This window comes from Bacteroides sp. D20 (genome assembly GCF_003436255.1).
Taxonomy (GTDB): domain Bacteria; phylum Bacteroidota; class Bacteroidia; order Bacteroidales; family Bacteroidaceae; genus Bacteroides; species Bacteroides uniformis.
Map to the genome: position 1 here is coordinate 201361 of NZ_QSOO01000004.1, position 17281 is coordinate 218641.

The window sequence follows — 17281 nt, forward strand, 5'->3', positions numbered from 1 at the left end:
TTAACGAATCAAGATGGGAAGAGTCAGTCTTTGTCTTGTCATAATGTTCTTCATCTGTAGTGCTCAAAAAATTGATGCACAAGTACAGAATATCAGAGAGAAACAAGATACCATTTCGGCGACTAAATCATTAGAGCATATCAGGCCCGAGAATATCAAGAAGGGACCATTGAATAATGCTTTGGATGTATTGAGTGGTCAGTCTGCCGGTGTGAACGTCACCACTAATGGGACTGACAGGCTCGCTATGCTGAATAGTATCCGTGTGCGTGGTACCACATCCATTATGGGTGGCAATGACCCGTTAGTAATTATTGACGGAGTGACATCTGACATCGCTACGCTATCTACCATATATCCCGCAGACATCGAGAGTTTCACTATTTTGAAGAATGCTACCGAAACGGCAATGTACGGTTCCCGTGGTGCTTCAGGTGTAATTGAGATTAAGACCAAGAAAGGAACGGGGCGAGGTTTCGAAATATCATATGATGGCAACTACGGATTCGAGTCAATGTATAAACATCTGCAAATGCTCAACGGCCCGGAGTATATAGCTACAGCAGAGGCACTTGGATTAGATTACAATAATGGTGGCTACAACACCAATTTTCACGATGTAATTACTCGTACGGGCTTGATACATCAGCATCACTTGGCTTTTAGCGGTGGTTCGGAAAACTCAAACTATCGAGCATCGTTCGGTTTTATGGATCATAATACAATTGTCAAAGTTAACGATTACCGAAATTTAGTGGTAAAACTTGATGCTACACAAAAGGCTTTCGATGGTCGCTTAGTTGGCGATTTTGGTGTATATGGCTACTCGTCAAAGATACACGACATTTTCGATACACGAATGCTGTTTTACTCGGCAGCTGCACAGAATCCTACATATCCAGCAGGAACTGATGTTAATGGCAACTGGGTGAAGAACTCGGCTGCATCACACATCAACCACCCCGGAGCACTCCTCTATGAGAAAAATGACTCCGAAGAACGGAATTTCAATACACATTTGGGGCTGAAATTTAATATCCTTGACAATTTGATATTGTCGGCTTTCGGCTCTTATTCATATTCATCTACGGGAAATGCTCAATTTTGTCCTACATGGGTGTGGGCGCAAGGCAATGTTTATCGTGGAGAGTTCAAGGGTGAAGACTACTTTACAAATGTGTCCCTCTCATATAACAATGCTTGGGGAGACTCACACCTTGATGCTGTTGTTGGCGCAGAATATCTTAAACAGGTAAGGACTGGTTTATGGGTGCAGGCAAAAGGAATAACAACAAATGATTTCTCCTATAATAACATCGGAGCAACATCATCGCGTCCTTTCGGTGGTACGAGCAGTAGCTATGAAGACCCGTCACTTGCTTCAATAATGGGTAGTGTCACATATAGTTACAAGGATAGATATTCTATTGCGGCAGCACTCCGTGGAGATGGCTCTTCAATGGTAAGCGATAACAATACTTTCGGATTCTTCCCATCAGTATCACTGGGTTGGGATGTAAAAAAAGAAGGCTTCCTCTCTGATACTGACTTTATAACAATGTTGAAACTAAGAACCGGATATGGTCGGTCAGGAAATCTTGGAGGTATAACATCCTATACAACACTTAATACCGTAAAGGAGAATGGTATCGTATCCATCAACGGTGCACCTACCGTAACAATGGGAAGTATACGCAACACGAATCCGGACCTTAAGTGGGAGACTCGTTCAACATTTAATATCGGTTTTGACTTAGGTATATGGGATAATCGGTTGATGCTTACCTCGGAATTATATTACTCAAAGACAACTGATATGCTCTATGAGTATGATGTTCCCGTTCCGACCTTTGCGTTCGATAAACTGATGGCAAATATCGGCTCGATGTCTAACCAGGGTGTCGAACTAGGAATCTCGGTAGTTCCCATTCAACGAAAGGATATGGAGATGAATATCAACTTCAATATGTCCTACCAGAAGAATAAGTTACTTTCGCTTAGTGGAGAGTATAATGGTATGCATATGACAGCTTCAGATATTACTCCGATTGGCTCGCTTTATGGTGCAGGTCAGAACGGTGGAGACAATAATGTAGTATATCAGATTGTAGGTCAGCCATTGGGGGTATTCTATCTACCTCACTGCAAAGGGCTTAAAGAAAATGAACTTGGTGGCTACAGTTACGATATTGAAGATTTGAATGATGATGGCGAGATTGATTTTAGCGATGGCGGAGACAGGTATATAGCAGGTCAGGCAACCCCCAAGGTAACTATTGGATCAAACATCAGTTTCCGTTACAAGTCCTTTGATATTGCCATGCAGATAAATGGTGCTTTCGGTCATAAGATATTCAATGGCACGGGCTTGGCTTATACCAATATGTCTATATTCCCTGACTACAATGTATTGAAGGGTGCTCCTGAAAAAAATATTATTGATCAGAATGTTTCAGACTATTGGTTGGAAAAAGGTGACTATGTAAATATTGAACATATTACCATAGGCTACAATATTCCAATGAAATCCAAGGCTGTGAAGTCATTGCGTCTTTCGGCAGGCATTAGCAACCTTGCAACAATCACAGGCTATAGCGGTCTTACTCCAATGATAAACAGTTATGTAGTAAGCAACACTTTGGGCATTGACGACAAACGCACCTATCCTTTATATCGTACCTATTCGTTAGGTCTTAGTATTCAATTCTAACCGCTTACAGTTATGAAAAGATATATAAACATATTGATGGTTGCTTTGGCAACGATGATGACCTCTTGTCTTACTGAAGACCCTAGAGATCAACTTTATGAAGAAGACATTTACAACAATGCCAACAACATATATATTAATGCAGTGGCTGTGCTCTACAATTACATTGGTGGCAGTGCAGACAGTGAGGGTTTACAGGGGACCTGTCGTGGGATTTATGACTATAACACACTTACTACAGACGAAGCCATGATACCTATTCGTGGTGGCGACTGGTACGATGGAGGTTTGTGGACGAATATGTATCAGCATAAGTGGAGTCCTAATGATTTACCACTCTACAATACTTGGAAATACCTCTACAAGGTTGTTGTGTTATCGAACAAATCTCTGCATATCATCGATAAGTATAGCCATAACCTATCTGAGGAGCAGAGAGTGGCCTACGAAGCTGAGGTGCGAGCTCTGAGAGCACTTTTCTACTACTACATTATGGATATGTATGGCAGAGTGCCCATCGTAACATCCTATGAACAACCGCAGGATGAAGTTGTGCAGAGCGAGCGTAGCGAGGTTTTCCGTTTTATCGTGAATGAGTTGCAGGAGGTTGCCGAGTTGTTGCCAAATGAGCGTAGTAATAAGATGGGTAACTACTATGGTCGTATAACAACACCTGTAGCTAATTTCCTTTTGGCTAAGTTGGCTCTTAATGCCGAGATATATTGTGATGATAATTGGACTGATGGCGTTCCACGGAACGGTAAAGAGATATTTTTCACCGTCGATGGTGAGAAACTCAACGCTTGGCAGACCTGTATCAAATATTGCAATAAACTTGCCGAGGTAGGTTATCGGTTGGAGGACGATTATAGCTATAATTTCTCTGTGCATAACGAGAACTCCAACGAAAACATATTCACCATTCCGTTGGATAAGAACCTCTATGCTGCGCAGTTCTGGTATCTCTTCCGATCACGACACTACAACCATGGCGGTGCGTTGGGTGGCTCATCGGAAAATGGTACCAGTGCCAATATCTCAACAGTCTTAGCCAACGGATACGGCACAGATGATGTAGATGCTCGCTTTGAAAAGAACTTCTATGCCGGCATCGTAGAGGTTGATGGAAAGCCTGTAATGATGGACAATGGACAGCAGTTGGAGTATTTCCCATTGGAGCTAAAGTTGAATCTTACGGGAAGCTCCTATGTCAAGACAGCTGGTGCTCGTATGGCAAAATATGAGGTTGATAGGACCTCACATTCCGACGGTAGACAACCGGATAACGACATCGTGCTATTCCGCTATGCCGATGCTCTCCTGATGAAGTCCGAGGCAAAGGTACGTAATGGTGAGGATGGCTCGTTGGAGTTGAACGAAGTCCGAGGTCGTGTTGGTATGCCATATCGAGAAGCTACGCTTGAGAACATATTGAAAGAGCGTTTGTTGGAGTTAGTATGGGAAGGCTGGCGACGACAAGATATGGTGCGTTTTGGAGTTTATCACAAATCATACGATCAGCGAGTCCAACTGGCTGATGAGAAAAATGGGTATACCACAGTTTTTCCTATTCCACAAAAAAGTATAGACTTGAACCCAAAATTGAAACAAAATGTTGGATATAAATAACTTTAGCCTATGAGTATTCAATTTGACATTGCAAAACAGATTATAGCTGAAACATGCCCTAATCGCAAACTTAAGTTGGAGAATATTCGCCTTTTTGCAGATATTATTCAGCCTAAGAAATATCAAAAAGGTGATATAATTCTAAATGAAGGTGATATCTGTAATTGCCTATTTTATATAGAAAAGGGATTTATTAGACAGCACTACCTAAAGCATGATAAGGATGTGATAGAACATTTAGCATGTGAAAAAGATGTTGTCTGGTGTATTGACAGCTATTTTAACCGAGAGCCAACACATCTTATGATGGATGCTGTAGAAAACAGTGTTTTATGGGAAATTCCGCGTGATATAATGGAAGAACTTTCTGATGCTAATGGTGATATAGCTTATCTATATCGGAGTTTTTTTGAAAATTCCTTAATGTTATCACAATTAAAGGCTGACATTTTACGTTTCGAATCAGCAAATGACAGATACGCTAGATTACAGCAACATTTTCCTGAAATAACTAGAAGAGCACCTTTGACAATGATTGCTTCATATCTTCAGATGACATTGGAAACATTAAGCAGAGTACGTGTATCAATAGCTAATGCTGAGAGCAAATAAAGCAAACTAACTATTAGGACTTAACTAACATCAAAAACAGGTCAGGATATAGCGTCCTGACCTGTTTCTTTAATAAACTTAAAAGCTATGGATTAATGAGATGTTAGTCATCGTCATCATCATCGAATTCATCCTCATCGTCGTCATCATCATATTCTATTGCTTCACTTTCTTCAATAATGTTACTAAAAGCTCCTGTTAAATCAAAATGATAGTTCTTTTTATTGTTAGAATATGGAAAATAAGAAGGAAGAGCCAACTTTGAACAAGGTAACGTTCGTAAACGGTGTGCAGATTAAAAACAAAAGTGGAAAGCACTGATGTGGGATAATTTTATCTATTATGGTAAGATTAATCAAAACAGAGGCAGTCATAAGTGTACTGATGGGGCATTTTATAAAGAAATTATTGTTTATCTTGCTGTTTGTCGGGGTACTGATTGCTCCGGCAAACGCACAAAACGAAAAGAATATGTATTCGTACAAGAAAATTGGCAACAAGTATATTGTCAGCATTAACAATCATACTGAAATTGTGAAAGCCCTGAATGCTTTCTGCAAGGAGAAAGGAATTCTGTCGGGTTCTATCAACGGGATTGGTGCTATCGGAGAGCTGACCCTCCGTTTCTTCAATCCCAAGACAAAAGCATATGATGATAAGACATTCCGGGAGCAAATGGAAATATCCAACCTTACAGGGAATATATCATCTATGAATGAGCAGGTATATCTTCATTTGCATATAACCGTCGGCAGGAGCGACTATTCCGCTTTAGCCGGACATCTACTTTCCGCAATACAGAATGGTGCAGGGGAGTTCGTGGTGGAAGATTATAGCGAGCGGATAAGTCGCACATATAATCCGGATTTAGGACTGAATATATACGATTTTGAAAGATAGTTGCCTATAAATATCGCTTGGAATACAGGATAATACATCATTCAGCTTAGATAATATATATCAAAAAAAGTTTATCAATTCTGTCACGTTAACTTTGCAACAGAAATAATTTAAAGACTATCAAATATGGATAAAGACAAGGATATGAGCCGCCGGAGATTCCTTAAAATGGCGGCATTGACAGGAGCTGCCATGTGTGTCGGGCCTACCTTGAACAAGGTAACGGCAGCAGAACGGGTATGGATGGGGAAACAACAAGTTGCAAACAACATCCCTGCAGGCATGGCGGCGGTGCGCACTCGGCGAACATTGGGACACGGAAATACGGCATTCACTGTTTCTGCAATGGGATATGGCTGTATGGGCTTGAACCATAACCACAGCCAGTACCCGAGCAGGGAAAAAGAAATCGCCCTGGTGCATGAAGCTGTTGAACGTGGGGTGACCCTTTTCGATACAGCCGAAAGCTACGGCTACCACATCAATGAAAAATTGGTCGGCGAAGCCTTGAAAGGATATACCGACCGGGTATTTGTGTCATCGAAGTTCGGACATAAGTTTGTAAACGGTGTGCAGATTAAAACCGAAGAGGACAGCACTCCGGCCAACATCCGCCGGGTTTGTGAAAACTCGTTGCGCAATCTCGGAGTTGAAACATTGGGCATGTTCTACCAGCACCGCATAGACCCGAACACACCGATTGAAGCGGTGGCTGAAACATGCAGCAAACTCATCAAGGAAGGTAAAATCCTGCATTGGGGCATGTGTGAAGTAAACGTTGATACCATCCGCCGTGCGCACAAGATATGTCCGGTTACGGCAATCCAAAGCGAATATCACTTGATGCACCGCATGGTAGAGACGAACGGAGTGTTGGAGCTGTGCGAGGATTTGGGCATCGGTTTCGTTCCATACAGTCCGCTGAACCGTGGTTTTTTGGGCGGTATGATCAATGAATATACCAAGTTTGATGTTACCAACGACAACCGGCAGACCTTGCCACGCTTCCAGCCCGAAGCCATACGCGCCAACTATCGTATTGTGGAAGTTCTTAACGCTTTCGGCCGTACAAGAGGCATTACCCCGGCACAGATAGCTTTGGCCTGGCTGATGAACAAGAAGCCTTTTATCGTGCCTATTCCGGGCACCACCAAACTCTCTCATCTGGAAGAGAACCTTCGTGCCTGCGACATCCGTTTCACGGCAGAAGAGATAGAAGAACTGGAAACAGCCGTAGCTGCCATTCCTGTGGTGGGTAGCCGCTACGATGCCTTGCAGGAGTCTAAAATCCCAAAATAATCCGTGTATGAAGAAACAGATATTTTACATGACGTTCATCGCTTTACTGTCGGGCTGTAATTGTTACAAAGGGAATATTCTGCAAATAGAGGAACAAGGCAGTTTTGCCGTAGGTGGCACCGTACTGACCGATTCATTGGGACACAAATACCACGGCGACCATGCTTATGTATTTTATCAGAAACCGGTTGATGCACGGAAATATCCGCTTGTTTTTGCACATGGTGTCGGCCAGTTTTCCAAAACATGGGAGACCACTCCTGACGGACGCGAAGGGTTTCAGAATATATTTCTTCGCAAAGGTTTCTCCACCTATCTTGTCGACCAGCCTCGCCGGGGAAATGCCGGACGGAGTACGGAAGCTGTCACACTGGAACCGGTATTCGATGAAGAAGAATGGTTCAACCGTTTCCGTGTGGGAATCTATCCTGATTATTTCGAGGGTGTACAGTTCAGTCGCGACCGGGAAGCCTTAAACCAGTACTTCCGGCAGATGACGCCGACCATCGGACCTTTGGACTTCGATGTCTATTCCGATGCCTATGCTGCTCTTTTTGACAAAATCGGTCCGGCCATATTTGTCACTCATTCACAAGGCGGTCCGGTGGGTTGGTTTACTTTGCTCAAAACGAAGAACATCAAAGCCATTGTAGCATACGAACCCGGTGGAAGTGTACCCTTCCCAACCGGTCAAGTTCCCGAAGAAGGCAAAGTCTTGACACGGTCTAAAAAAACAGAAGGAATAGAAGTCCCTATGGCAGTTTTCAAGAGATACATGGAAATTCCCATCATCATTTACTATGGGGATAACCTGCCCGAAACAGACGAACATCCGGAACTTTACGAATGGACACGCCGTCTGCATCTCATGCGCAAGTGGGCCGAAATGCTCAATAAGCTGGGCGGTGACGTGACGGTCATTCATCTGCCCGATGTCGGTCTGCATGGGAATACGCACTTCCCGATGTCGGATTTGAACAATGTGGAAGTAGCTGACCTGCTGTCGAAGTGGCTGTATGAGAAACAGCTGGACAGATAGAAATTAACAGAGGATAACCCCAAAACCTAAATAAAAATAGTTATGAAACTGAAGTGCTTATTGGCAATGCTGCTCTTAACCTTCCTTTCGTGCAGCAACACTCCGGCTGTTGAAGATAAGATAGATTCGTTGCCTCACTCAGAGCCGGGGAAAACATTGATAGTCTATTTCTCATGGAGCGGACATACGCAAACTGTAGCCAACATTATCCATGAACTTATTGGATGCGACATGGTGGAGATTGAACCGGAAGAACCCTATTCTGATGAATATAATGAAGTGGTTGACCGTTTCAAAAATGAAAGAGACAATCATATTCTTCCAGCTCTGCGTACAAAAGTAGAGAATATGGATGATTATGATACATTGATTATCGGTAGTCCTATTTGGGGTGGTCTTCTGTCTTCTCCTGTAAAAAGTTTCCTGTCCGGTTATGATTTGTCCGGGAAAAAGATACTCCCATTCTGTACACATGGAGGAAGCGGAACAGCACAAAGTGTGGATAATATCCGCAAACTATGTCCCCATGCTGAAATATTGCTGTTTATGGCAGTCAAACTGCAAACTCTCGGAATGAAGTGAAAAAATGGCTGTCAGAAGCCGGATTTTCTGTCGAATTAAATTACGCCCGTTTAATAGTTTTAATACTGAAATGAAATATCCTTTGTTATCCGCACTCTTTCATCCCCTTTTTCAGAGATTTGCAGATAGACCAGTAGTTGAGATTAGGGAATATGAGATTGTCTTCCTGACAGGGTCGGTAACGCTCGATAATCTGCAAAGGAGTATCCAACAGTTTCACTTGGAACGGCACTTTTGTCTTGTACCGTTTGGACAATATCCACTTCTCACCATTCACTTCTACGATGTTGCTATTGGTTAGTTCCTTGATGTCCACGAAAGAGAGGGCAGTGAAGCTGGCGAAAACAAAAATGTCACGAATATAGAACAGTTGGACATCCCCAACTCGTGCGTCATCAACGTTTTCAGTTCATCTTCCGTCAGGAACTCACGTTCCGTCACATTAGGGCTGATGTGGAATTGGGCAAACGTTTTTTTCGGTATTAGTCCGTTAAAGTGCACACACATGACAACGCCTTTCAGCCACATGCATTTTTCCCATATCGTCCCGTTGTGAAGTCCCGCTTTCGTTGATAGGTAGGCTGCAAACCCCTTGATGAAGTCGGGCTTAATCTCCAGCATGAACATATCCGTCCGTCTGTAAAAAGACTTGATGAACGCTGCCACATGGTTTCTTGCCACCACCCGTGAACGGTGGTTGCCATTACCCTGTCTTTTCCGACACGCTTCTTGAATACTTCGTTCTCACGTCCGGACGCTTTGAGCAGTGTCTCATACTCACTGCCGATACCCTGATAAGCATTGCTCACCATTTCAGCCGTCACGAACGCTTCACGGTCGAATATACGCAGGTAGTGCTTGATGATTTGAGCCTTGATGTTGTCAAGGGCAAGGTTGATATCACGTACTTCCGCACTCTTGCCTTTCGCCCTGTTCCCTTTCACGTCCCAAAGCGTTTTCGGGATACTCTACTTATAGCTGAACTGCGTCACAATCCCGTTAATCGTTACCCGTCCTATGATGCGGACAATATCGTTTTTCTCCTTGTTGCCGTTCACGTAGAACAGCACTTTGAATGTACTTCTTGCCATACTCGTTTTTTAAGTTTAAAATTAAGTATCAATGAGTTATGCCTTGTAAACCAACCGAAGCCATACGGAGAAAAATTCAGCACGGAGTATCAAAAACCACCTTTCACGGGGTAATGATTTAGCAACCTTTCTACTTCATAAATTTACTTTTTTTTGCGTTACCTCGTTTTATGCCTTTGTCCTCATTTGTCCTCACAAACGCTTTATTCATAGCCGTTTTAAAAACATTTCCGCCTTTCTATTCCTCTTTTCCACAGATTTTTAGTAAATTTATATCCGTCTAATTTTTAAGGTCCTATGTTCAGACTCAATCTAACCAAACATTGCATAAAGTGGTACTGTTTCATCCAAATGCAACTGATGGACACGTTCGTACATTATTTTGTGCTTGTATCGTTATATCTATTGCAGCTATTATCTGTAGTTCATTTGTATCCATGGCCCATTACAGACAGGCGTTATTCAGTATGACTTATTTTTCCTCCCTGGTGTTTTTTTGTGGAGTATGCATTGCGCATTTGCGGCACCGGTCAAATATCCGGATAGAGACATAAACCGTACACGATGGAAATATATTTTTTCATTCTATGGTTTGTGGACTCCGTGACCATTCTCCCTTATATGTTAACCTATATGTATTGGGATACGAATATTGTCCATGTCATTATCCTCCTTTACATTTTTATTATTGTCAAATAGATAAGATACTTACGGAAGAGTGGGTTATGACCTATATACCTGCGGTATCATGGTCTGTTTTTCTGCTATTCTGCTATACTATATAGAGCTTAATGTACAGCTTGAGGATTTCAAAACATTCGTGACGGGCTTTGGTGGGCAGTAATTCTAAGACTTTAAATAAAGAAAAATTAAGCCACCCCTTAAAAAAAAGAGATATTTCCTTTCAAAGAATTCATTTCTTTTATTACATTTGTATTAGTCTTTTGAAAATAGAAGATTTATAGTAAAGCGTTAAGGCATTATCCAAGTTCAGGAAATCCCCAATTTCGAAACAACAATTGGATAATACATTGGACGCTCCACGTTCTATCTATATAGATTTTTGTTATATATAGGCGTGGGGCTTTGTGTATTATATGTTGTTGAGTATGGGGATACTTCTGAACGGTAATACCAAAGTTCCCACGCTTAACTTTATATAAACACAACTCCAGGGAACAGGGTTGGCTTATAATAAACATTATGAAAGCAACTTGTTTTAAAAGCGAGACAACTGTCTCCAACGACTTTCCCCCTTTGTTTGTTACTGTCTTTTGTGGAATATTCTATCCTTTCATTTCCATTCCTGTCTCTTTCGGAACATACCGTTCATTATCATACAAATTACATGCCAAAGCACTTTTCTGCCTTCTCCTGCTATGGTACTAGATAATAGTAACTCCCCCTATCACATAGAGGAAGAACTTTGGTTACAGATACTTTCTCTGTCAAGAGAGTTGCAGGAGTGTAAAGCTAGTCTGCACCATAATACTTTGGACTGTATTTCCGATAAGATTGAAGGAATAGAAAGAGAACTGGATGTCTTATTGGATATTCTGCAAGGGAGGCAAGACAAAAAGACATCATAGTGCTATTTTTTATGACAATTTGTCTACGCCGATAAGTTATCCTATTATTTAAGCCTCGTTTAAGAATTCCGTTTTATGGGTTACCCACAATCGAATGGAATTTTTATATACTGAGAATAACACATGATATTAGTAATGGATTTTCAATATTCAGAGTGATAATGGATAAACGAATAGAAAACGCCATGAATGAGTTGATCAATACAGAAATATGGTCAACCGGTTTATACCTGTCATTGCAGGTTTATTTTGAAGATGAACGGCTTCCAATACTTAGCTCCTGGCTGAACTCCCAAGCACAGGACAATATGAACAAGGTTTATCAGATGATGAATCGGATATGCCATGATGGAGGATGTGTTGTAATCAATGAAATGAAACGGGATACACATGAATGGACAACGCCATTGAATGCCTTGAATGAATTGCTTGAACATGAGCAGTACATATCACGTCAGGTAAACACATTTCTCATATTATGCTGGAATGTAAGCATGTCCTTCCATTCTTTCATCAGCGGGCTGTATGCAGACCGTATATATGTAAGTACGGCATTTATGGAATTGTTACGTATCCTCGCCAAGGAAAACGAACGGAAACTACCTTATTTTTGACGGTATGGATTTAAGATTGATGTTATGCAAAATTTAATATTGCAGAATGCTATCTGGTATGTTTTTTGCGATATAATAATCGATAATAAACTATATGTCATCATGGATATATTTGTATATTTAACATTGTGTTTCACTTCGCTATTCACCTTGATGGACCCTCTTGGAGTGATGCCGGTATTCCTGCAAATGACTGATGGAATGGATACGAAAGAACGCAGATATATCGCCTTGAAAGCATGTACCATTGCATTTATCATATTAGTCCTTTTTACATTATCGGGCAGGTTTCTGTTTCATTTTTTCGGCATCTCAACAAACGGATTCCGGATTGTGGGAGGTATCATCATCTTTAAAATCGGATATGATATGTTGCAGGCACATTTTACCCATGTGAAACTGAATGAAACTGAACGAAAAGAATATTCCAAAGATATAACCATCACACCTCTTGCCATTCCGATGTTATGCGGTCCGGGAGCGATTTCCAGTGGAATAACATTGATGGAAGATGCTTCGGAATATACTTTCAAAATAGTATTGCTTGGCGTAATCGCTTTGGTCTGCATTCTTTCCTTCTTTATTCTGTGCGCGTCCACCCAGCTTTTAAAAATCTTGGGAGAGACGGGAAACAATGTGATGATGAGACTGATGGGACTTATTCTAATGGTGATCGCCGTGGAATGTTTTATCAGCGGGATACGTCCGGTATTAATTGAAATCTTGAAACAAGCCCATGCTTGTTCTTAAAGAAGAGAGATAATTTGGATTTATTATTAACATTAAAAGTTTGATTCATCATGACTGAAAAATTGCAAAATGCTCTGAATGAGCAAATCACAGCAGAATTATGGTCTGCCAACCTGTATTTATCAATGTCTTTTTATCTGGAAAGAGAGGGCTTTTCCGGAATGGCTCGCTGGATGCAGAAACAGTCTGCAGAAGAGACCGGGCATGCATATGCCATTGCCGGGTACATGATTAAGCGTGAGGCAACCCCGAAAGTAGACAAGGTCGATGTGGTTCCACAAGGTTGGGGTAACCCTGTTGAAGTATTCGAGCATGCTTTGGAGCATGAAAAACATGTTTCCAAACTGATTGATGAGTTGGTACAGGTAGCATCCGAAGAGAAAGACAATGCCACTCAGGACTTCTTGTGGCAATTTGTTCGTGAGCAAGTAGAAGATGAAGCGAATGTACTCAATATTGTTAGTCATCTGAGGAAAGCCGGAGACTGTGCTATCCTTTTTATGGATGCAAAACTGGGTGAACGGGAGTCATAAACCAGAATAATCAATAAAAATAAATAAAATGAAAATAGTAGATTTATTGGGAGGAAAGGCTGAGTACTACCTGAACCATACATGTAAGACGATAGACAAACAACTTATCCATATTCCGGGACCGGATATGATAGATAAGGTATGGATGAATTCCGACAGGAATATCCGTACATTGGAAAGTTTGCAGGCTTTATACGGACATGGACGTCTGGCCAATACGGGCTATGTATCCATTCTGCCTGTAGACCAGGGCATAGAACATTCTGCAGGAGCGTCTTTCGCCCCCAATCCGCTTTATTTCGATCCCGAAAACATCATAAAGCTGGCCATTGAAGGAGGGTGTAATGCCGTGGCATCCACATTCGGTGTGTTGGGCGCCGTGGCACGCAAATATGCACACAAGATACCTTTTATCGTCAAGCTGAACCATAATGAGTTGCTGACTTATCCGAACAGCTACGACCAGGTAATGTTCGGTACGGTGAAAGAGGCATGGAACATGGGAGCCGTAGCTGTCGGTGCTACCATTTATTTCGGTTCGGAACAAAGCCGCCGCCAGATAGTGGAAGTGTCACAGGCTTTTGAATATGCCCACGAACTGGGAATGGCTACTATTCTGTGGTGCTATTTGAGAAACAGCAGCTTCAAAAAGGATGGTACCGACTATCATGCCGCTGCCGACTTGACAGGACAAGCCAACCATATCGGGGTTACCATTAAAGCCGATATCGTGAAGCAGAAGCTCCCATCCAATAACGGCGGTTTCAAGGCTATCGGATTCGGAAAGACAAACGAGTGTATGTATTCGGAACTGACCACTGACCATCCGATAGACCTTTGCCGTTATCAGGTGGCGAATGGCTATATGGGACGTGTCGGATTGATTAACTCGGGCGGTGAATCCCATGGGGAATCCGACCTGCATGATGCTGTCGTAACGGCAGTAGTAAATAAGCGTGCAGGTGGTATGGGGCTGATCAGCGGTCGTAAGGCTTTCCAGAAACCGATGAAAGACGGAATTCAACTTCTGAACACCATTCAGGACGTATATCTGGATTCTTCAATAACCATTGCATAAAGAAGAAGTATCCATGAAAAGAATAGTGTTATTACGTCATGGCGAAAGTCTATGGAACAAAGAAAACCGTTTTACTGGATGGACGGACGTGGATTTAAGCGAGAAAGGAGTTGAAGAAGCCTGCAAGGCAGGCGATGCATTACGGGAGGCTGGATTTTCTTTTGAGGCAGCTTACACTTCTTACTTGAAACGTGCCGTAAAAACGTTGAACTGTGTCTTGGACCGGCTGGATAAAGACTGGATTCCGGTTGAAAAGACCTGGCGGCTGAACGAGAAGCATTACGGCATGCTTCAGGGACTGAATAAGAGTGAAACAGCGGTCCAATATGGTGAAGAACAAGTACACATCTGGCGAAGAAGCTATGACGTGGCTCCCGCTCCGGTAGGCAAAGATGATCCCCGTAATCCGGGCATGGATATCCGCTATGCCGGTGTACCAGATAGCGAACTTCCCCGTACGGAATCCCTGAAAGATACTATTGGGCGTGTCATGCCTTACTGGAAATGCATCATCTTTCCCGCATTGATGTATAAGGACAGCCTGCTGGTAGTCGCCCATGGTAACAGCCTGCGCGGAATCATCAAGCATCTCAAAGGAATTTCCGATACGGATATTTCCAACCTGAACTTGCCTACGGCAGTTCCTTATGTCTTTGAATTTGACGACAGGCTGGTTCTTGTCAAGGACTACTACCTTGGAAACCCGGAAGAGATACGGAAACGGGCAGAAGCTGTGGCCAAACAAGGGATGGCTAAAAAATAAAAATCTGTCTATCAAGCAGATGCTTTTTTTTAAGTTTTAATTATTAACTTTTAAAGAGGAGGTAAAAATGGTACCTGTAAAAACAAACCAGAATTGGTTACCGAGTATTTTTAACGATTTCTTTGACAATGAATGGATGGCAAGAGCAAACGCTACGGCTCCAGCCATCAATGTGATTGAGAATGAAAAGGACTACAAGGTAGAACTGGCAGCTCCGGGAATGACCAAGAATGATTTTAAGGTAAGTGTGGATGAAAGCAACAATCTGGTAATCTGCATGGAAAAAAAGGACGAGAAAAAGGAGGAGAAGAAAGACGGAAAATACTTGCGCCGTGAATTCTCCTATTCCCGATTCCAGCAGAGTATCCTGCTGCCGGATAATGTGGAAAAAGATAAAATTTCGGCCAAAGTGGAACACGGGGTCCTGTTTATCGATATTCCCAAAGTCGTAGATAAGAAGGTTCAGGAAACCACCAAAACTATTGATGTCAAATAAGATATCTTGATGAGACTCTACAGAAGGCATTTCTTATTATCAGGGAATGCCTTCACCCGGATATTTGAATTCCAAAATAAATATAATGAGAGGATTTGATTTCGATAAAGCGCTGGTAGCCCTTCAGAATGAACTGCATTGTTTTGCATATAAACTGACTGCTGACAAGGATGAAGCAGAAAACTTGTTGCAGGAAACAATGTTGAGGACGTTGGATAATAAGGATAAGTTTGATTCCGGTACGAATTTTAAAGGCTGGATGTATACCATCATGCGCAATGCATTTATCAATAATTGCCGGACAAAGAAAATACGAGGGAATTTATATGTATTATCAGAACCTGAATATCATTTCCTGTTAAGGGACGACTCTTTCATTTTCGTGGATAACGGGCATGATGCAAAAGAGATAAGGGAAGCCCTTAAAACATTGCCTAAAGCACATTATGTCGTTTTTATGTTGTACCGGAGTCAAATATCGGGAAATAGCCGCAAAGATAGGAGTGTCACTGAGTACGATAAAAAGCCGTATCTTTTATAGCAGAAAAAGGCTAAAACAGTTGCTTTCTAATTTTGCCTGATTAATTAAAATATAAAAAACAAATTATGGATAACAAGTATATTGGAATTCTGACTTCCGGAGGGGATGCTTCAGGAATGAACGCGGCTATCCGTGCCGTGACCCGCGCCGCCATTTTTAACGGATTTAAAGTGAAAGGAATTTATAGAGGTTACGAGGGGCTGATTGCCGGTGAAGTGAAAGAACTCACGACGGAAGATGTAAGTAGCATTATCCAGAGGGGAGGCACCATACTGAAAACAGCTCGCTCCGAGACTTTCACCACTCCCGAAGGACGCAAGAAAGCTTATAAGGTCATACAGAAAGAGAACATCAATGCTTTGATAATTATCGGTGGAGACGGTTCCCTGACGGGAGCCCGTATCTTTGCGGAGGAGTATGATGTGACGTGCATAGGATTGCCCGGCACCATTGACAATGACCTATATGGTACCGATTTTACCATAGGATATGATACGGCATTGAACACCATTGTGGAATGCGTGGATAAAATCAGGGACACGGCAACCTCCCATGACCGTATCTTCTTTGTCGAAGTGATGGGGCGTGATGCGGGCTTCCTGGCACAAAACAGCGCAATAGCTTCCGGTGCTGAAGCGGCCATCATCCCGGAGGACAGGACGGACGTGGACCAGTTGGAAACATTCATCGGGCGCGGATTCAGAAAGACGAAAAACAGCAGCATCGTAATTGTGACCGAAAGTCCTGAAAACAAGAATGGAGGTGCCATATATTACGCCGACCGGGTAAAGAAGGAATATCCCGGGTATGATGTCAGGGTTTCTATCCTGGGCCATCTGCAACGGGGTGGTGCTCCGAGTGCCAATGACCGTATACTGGCAAGCCGGCTGGGTGAAGCCGCAATCCAGGCCTTAATGGAAGGCCAGCGAAATGTTATGATAGGCATACGGAACAACGAGATTGTTTATGTTCCTTTTGTCCAGGCAATCAAAAAGGACAAGCCTATTGACAAAAGCCTGATCCGGGTCCTTAACGAATTATCGATCTAAAATAAC

General features: G+C 42.4%; 16 protein-coding genes and 2 pseudogenes. 17 read left to right on the plus strand and 1 reads right to left on the minus strand.

Annotated features, from left to right (window positions below; translation table 11 throughout):
* Positions 1–13 precede the first annotated feature (13 nt).
* From DXD78_RS05915 to DXD78_RS05945, 7 genes are all read left to right on the plus strand, one after another.
* A complete protein-coding gene (locus DXD78_RS05915) occupies positions 14–2710 on the plus strand; it encodes a SusC/RagA family TonB-linked outer membrane protein (protein WP_005835700.1) in 2697 nt (898 codons plus the stop codon).
* 12 nt (positions 2711–2722) lie between these two features.
* A complete protein-coding gene (locus DXD78_RS05920; RefSeq protein WP_005641955.1) occupies positions 2723–4339 on the plus strand; it encodes a RagB/SusD family nutrient uptake outer membrane protein in 1617 nt (538 codons plus the stop codon).
* Positions 4340–4348: 9 nt separating this feature from the next.
* Positions 4349–4951 carry a Crp/Fnr family transcriptional regulator gene (locus tag DXD78_RS05925; RefSeq protein ID WP_004295295.1) on the plus strand — a complete coding sequence of 201 codons (603 nt, stop codon included), beginning with the start codon at positions 4349–4351 and terminating at the stop codon, positions 4949–4951.
* Positions 4952–5293: 342 nt separating this feature from the next.
* Positions 5294–5851, plus strand: a complete 558-nt coding sequence (locus DXD78_RS05930) for a PPC domain-containing DNA-binding protein (protein WP_007845200.1) — start codon at positions 5294–5296, stop codon at positions 5849–5851.
* Positions 5852–5977: 126 nt separating this feature from the next.
* Positions 5978–7150, plus strand: coding sequence for an aldo/keto reductase (locus DXD78_RS05935; RefSeq protein ID WP_007563436.1), 1173 nt, complete (start codon positions 5978–5980; stop codon positions 7148–7150).
* Between the two features lie 7 nt (positions 7151–7157).
* Complete coding sequence (locus DXD78_RS05940; RefSeq protein WP_005641952.1) at positions 7158–8189, plus strand: alpha/beta fold hydrolase; 1032 nt, start codon at positions 7158–7160, stop codon at positions 8187–8189.
* 42 nt (positions 8190–8231) lie between these two features.
* Positions 8232–8771 carry a flavodoxin gene (locus DXD78_RS05945; RefSeq protein WP_004295290.1) on the plus strand — a complete coding sequence of 180 codons (540 nt, stop codon included), beginning with the start codon at positions 8232–8234 and terminating at the stop codon, positions 8769–8771.
* Positions 8772–8839: 68 nt separating this feature from the next.
* On the opposite strand, the pseudogene DXD78_RS21025 reads toward DXD78_RS05945, so the two are convergent.
* A pseudogene (locus tag DXD78_RS21025) lies at positions 8840–9862 on the minus strand (site-specific integrase); the annotation flags it as partial.
* Positions 9863–11241: 1379 nt separating this feature from the next.
* Here DXD78_RS21025 and DXD78_RS21475 point away from each other — a divergent pair.
* From DXD78_RS21475 to pfkA, 10 genes and pseudogenes are all read left to right on the plus strand, one after another.
* Positions 11242–11451 carry a hypothetical protein gene (locus DXD78_RS21475; RefSeq protein WP_004295287.1) on the plus strand — a complete coding sequence of 70 codons (210 nt, stop codon included), beginning with the start codon at positions 11242–11244 and terminating at the stop codon, positions 11449–11451.
* A 161-nt stretch (positions 11452–11612) separates the two neighbouring features.
* Positions 11613–12065, plus strand: coding sequence for a ferritin-like domain-containing protein (locus DXD78_RS05985; RefSeq protein WP_005641945.1), 453 nt, complete (start codon positions 11613–11615; stop codon positions 12063–12065).
* A gap of 102 nt (positions 12066–12167) precedes the next feature.
* Positions 12168–12815, plus strand: a complete 648-nt coding sequence (locus DXD78_RS05990; RefSeq protein WP_005650034.1) for a MarC family protein — start codon at positions 12168–12170, stop codon at positions 12813–12815.
* Between the two features lie 50 nt (positions 12816–12865).
* On the plus strand, positions 12866–13348 hold the full coding sequence (locus DXD78_RS05995) for a ferritin (RefSeq protein ID WP_004295284.1): 483 nt from the start codon (positions 12866–12868) through the stop codon (positions 13346–13348).
* Positions 13349–13376: 28 nt separating this feature from the next.
* A complete protein-coding gene (locus tag DXD78_RS06000) occupies positions 13377–14426 on the plus strand; it encodes a class I fructose-bisphosphate aldolase (RefSeq protein WP_004295283.1) in 1050 nt (349 codons plus the stop codon).
* A gap of 13 nt (positions 14427–14439) precedes the next feature.
* Positions 14440–15189: a 2,3-diphosphoglycerate-dependent phosphoglycerate mutase gene (gpmA, locus tag DXD78_RS06005; RefSeq protein WP_004295282.1), complete on the plus strand. Its 750-nt coding sequence runs from the start codon at positions 14440–14442 to the stop codon at positions 15187–15189.
* Positions 15190–15256: 67 nt separating this feature from the next.
* The gene (locus tag DXD78_RS06010; protein ID WP_004295281.1) at positions 15257–15685 is read left to right on the plus strand and encodes an Hsp20/alpha crystallin family protein; all 429 of its coding nucleotides are present in this window, start codon (positions 15257–15259) and stop codon (positions 15683–15685) included.
* Between the two features lie 85 nt (positions 15686–15770).
* Entirely contained in the window at positions 15771–16226 is a 456-nt protein-coding gene (locus DXD78_RS06015) for an RNA polymerase sigma factor (protein WP_005641942.1), read from the plus strand.
* A pseudogene (locus tag DXD78_RS21275) lies at positions 16192–16266 on the plus strand (RNA polymerase sigma factor); the annotation flags it as partial. The gene DXD78_RS06015 and the pseudogene DXD78_RS21275, both read left to right, overlap by 35 nt.
* A 25-nt stretch (positions 16267–16291) precedes the next feature.
* The gene (gene pfkA / locus DXD78_RS06020) at positions 16292–17275 is read left to right on the plus strand and encodes a 6-phosphofructokinase (protein ID WP_004295279.1); all 984 of its coding nucleotides are present in this window, start codon (positions 16292–16294) and stop codon (positions 17273–17275) included.
* Positions 17276–17281 lie beyond the last annotated feature (6 nt).

Excerpts from the sequence above, each read along its gene's own strand:
- DXD78_RS05915 (WP_005835700.1), top strand. The coding sequence starts at position 14 with ATGGGAAGAGTCAGTCTTTGTCTTGTCATAATGTTCTTCATCTGTAGT.
- DXD78_RS05920 (WP_005641955.1), top strand. The coding sequence starts at position 2,723 with ATGAAAAGATATATAAACATATTGATGGTTGCTTTGGCAACGATGATG.
- DXD78_RS05925 (WP_004295295.1), top strand. The coding sequence starts at position 4,349 with ATGAGTATTCAATTTGACATTGCAAAACAGATTATAGCTGAAACATGC.
- DXD78_RS05930 (WP_007845200.1), top strand. The coding sequence starts at position 5,294 with ATGGTAAGATTAATCAAAACAGAGGCAGTCATAAGTGTACTGATGGGG.
- DXD78_RS05935 (WP_007563436.1), top strand. The coding sequence starts at position 5,978 with ATGGATAAAGACAAGGATATGAGCCGCCGGAGATTCCTTAAAATGGCG.
- DXD78_RS05940 (WP_005641952.1), top strand. The coding sequence starts at position 7,158 with ATGAAGAAACAGATATTTTACATGACGTTCATCGCTTTACTGTCGGGC.
- DXD78_RS05945 (WP_004295290.1), top strand. The coding sequence starts at position 8,232 with ATGAAACTGAAGTGCTTATTGGCAATGCTGCTCTTAACCTTCCTTTCG.
- DXD78_RS21475 (WP_004295287.1), top strand. The coding sequence starts at position 11,242 with ATGGTACTAGATAATAGTAACTCCCCCTATCACATAGAGGAAGAACTT.
- DXD78_RS05985 (WP_005641945.1), top strand. The coding sequence starts at position 11,613 with ATGGATAAACGAATAGAAAACGCCATGAATGAGTTGATCAATACAGAA.
- DXD78_RS05990 (WP_005650034.1), top strand. The coding sequence starts at position 12,168 with ATGGATATATTTGTATATTTAACATTGTGTTTCACTTCGCTATTCACC.
- DXD78_RS05995 (WP_004295284.1), top strand. The coding sequence starts at position 12,866 with ATGACTGAAAAATTGCAAAATGCTCTGAATGAGCAAATCACAGCAGAA.
- DXD78_RS06000 (WP_004295283.1), top strand. The coding sequence starts at position 13,377 with ATGAAAATAGTAGATTTATTGGGAGGAAAGGCTGAGTACTACCTGAAC.
- gpmA (WP_004295282.1), top strand. The coding sequence starts at position 14,440 with ATGAAAAGAATAGTGTTATTACGTCATGGCGAAAGTCTATGGAACAAA.
- DXD78_RS06010 (WP_004295281.1), top strand. The coding sequence starts at position 15,257 with ATGGTACCTGTAAAAACAAACCAGAATTGGTTACCGAGTATTTTTAAC.
- DXD78_RS06015 (WP_005641942.1), top strand. The coding sequence starts at position 15,771 with ATGAGAGGATTTGATTTCGATAAAGCGCTGGTAGCCCTTCAGAATGAA.
- pfkA (WP_004295279.1), top strand. The coding sequence starts at position 16,292 with ATGGATAACAAGTATATTGGAATTCTGACTTCCGGAGGGGATGCTTCA.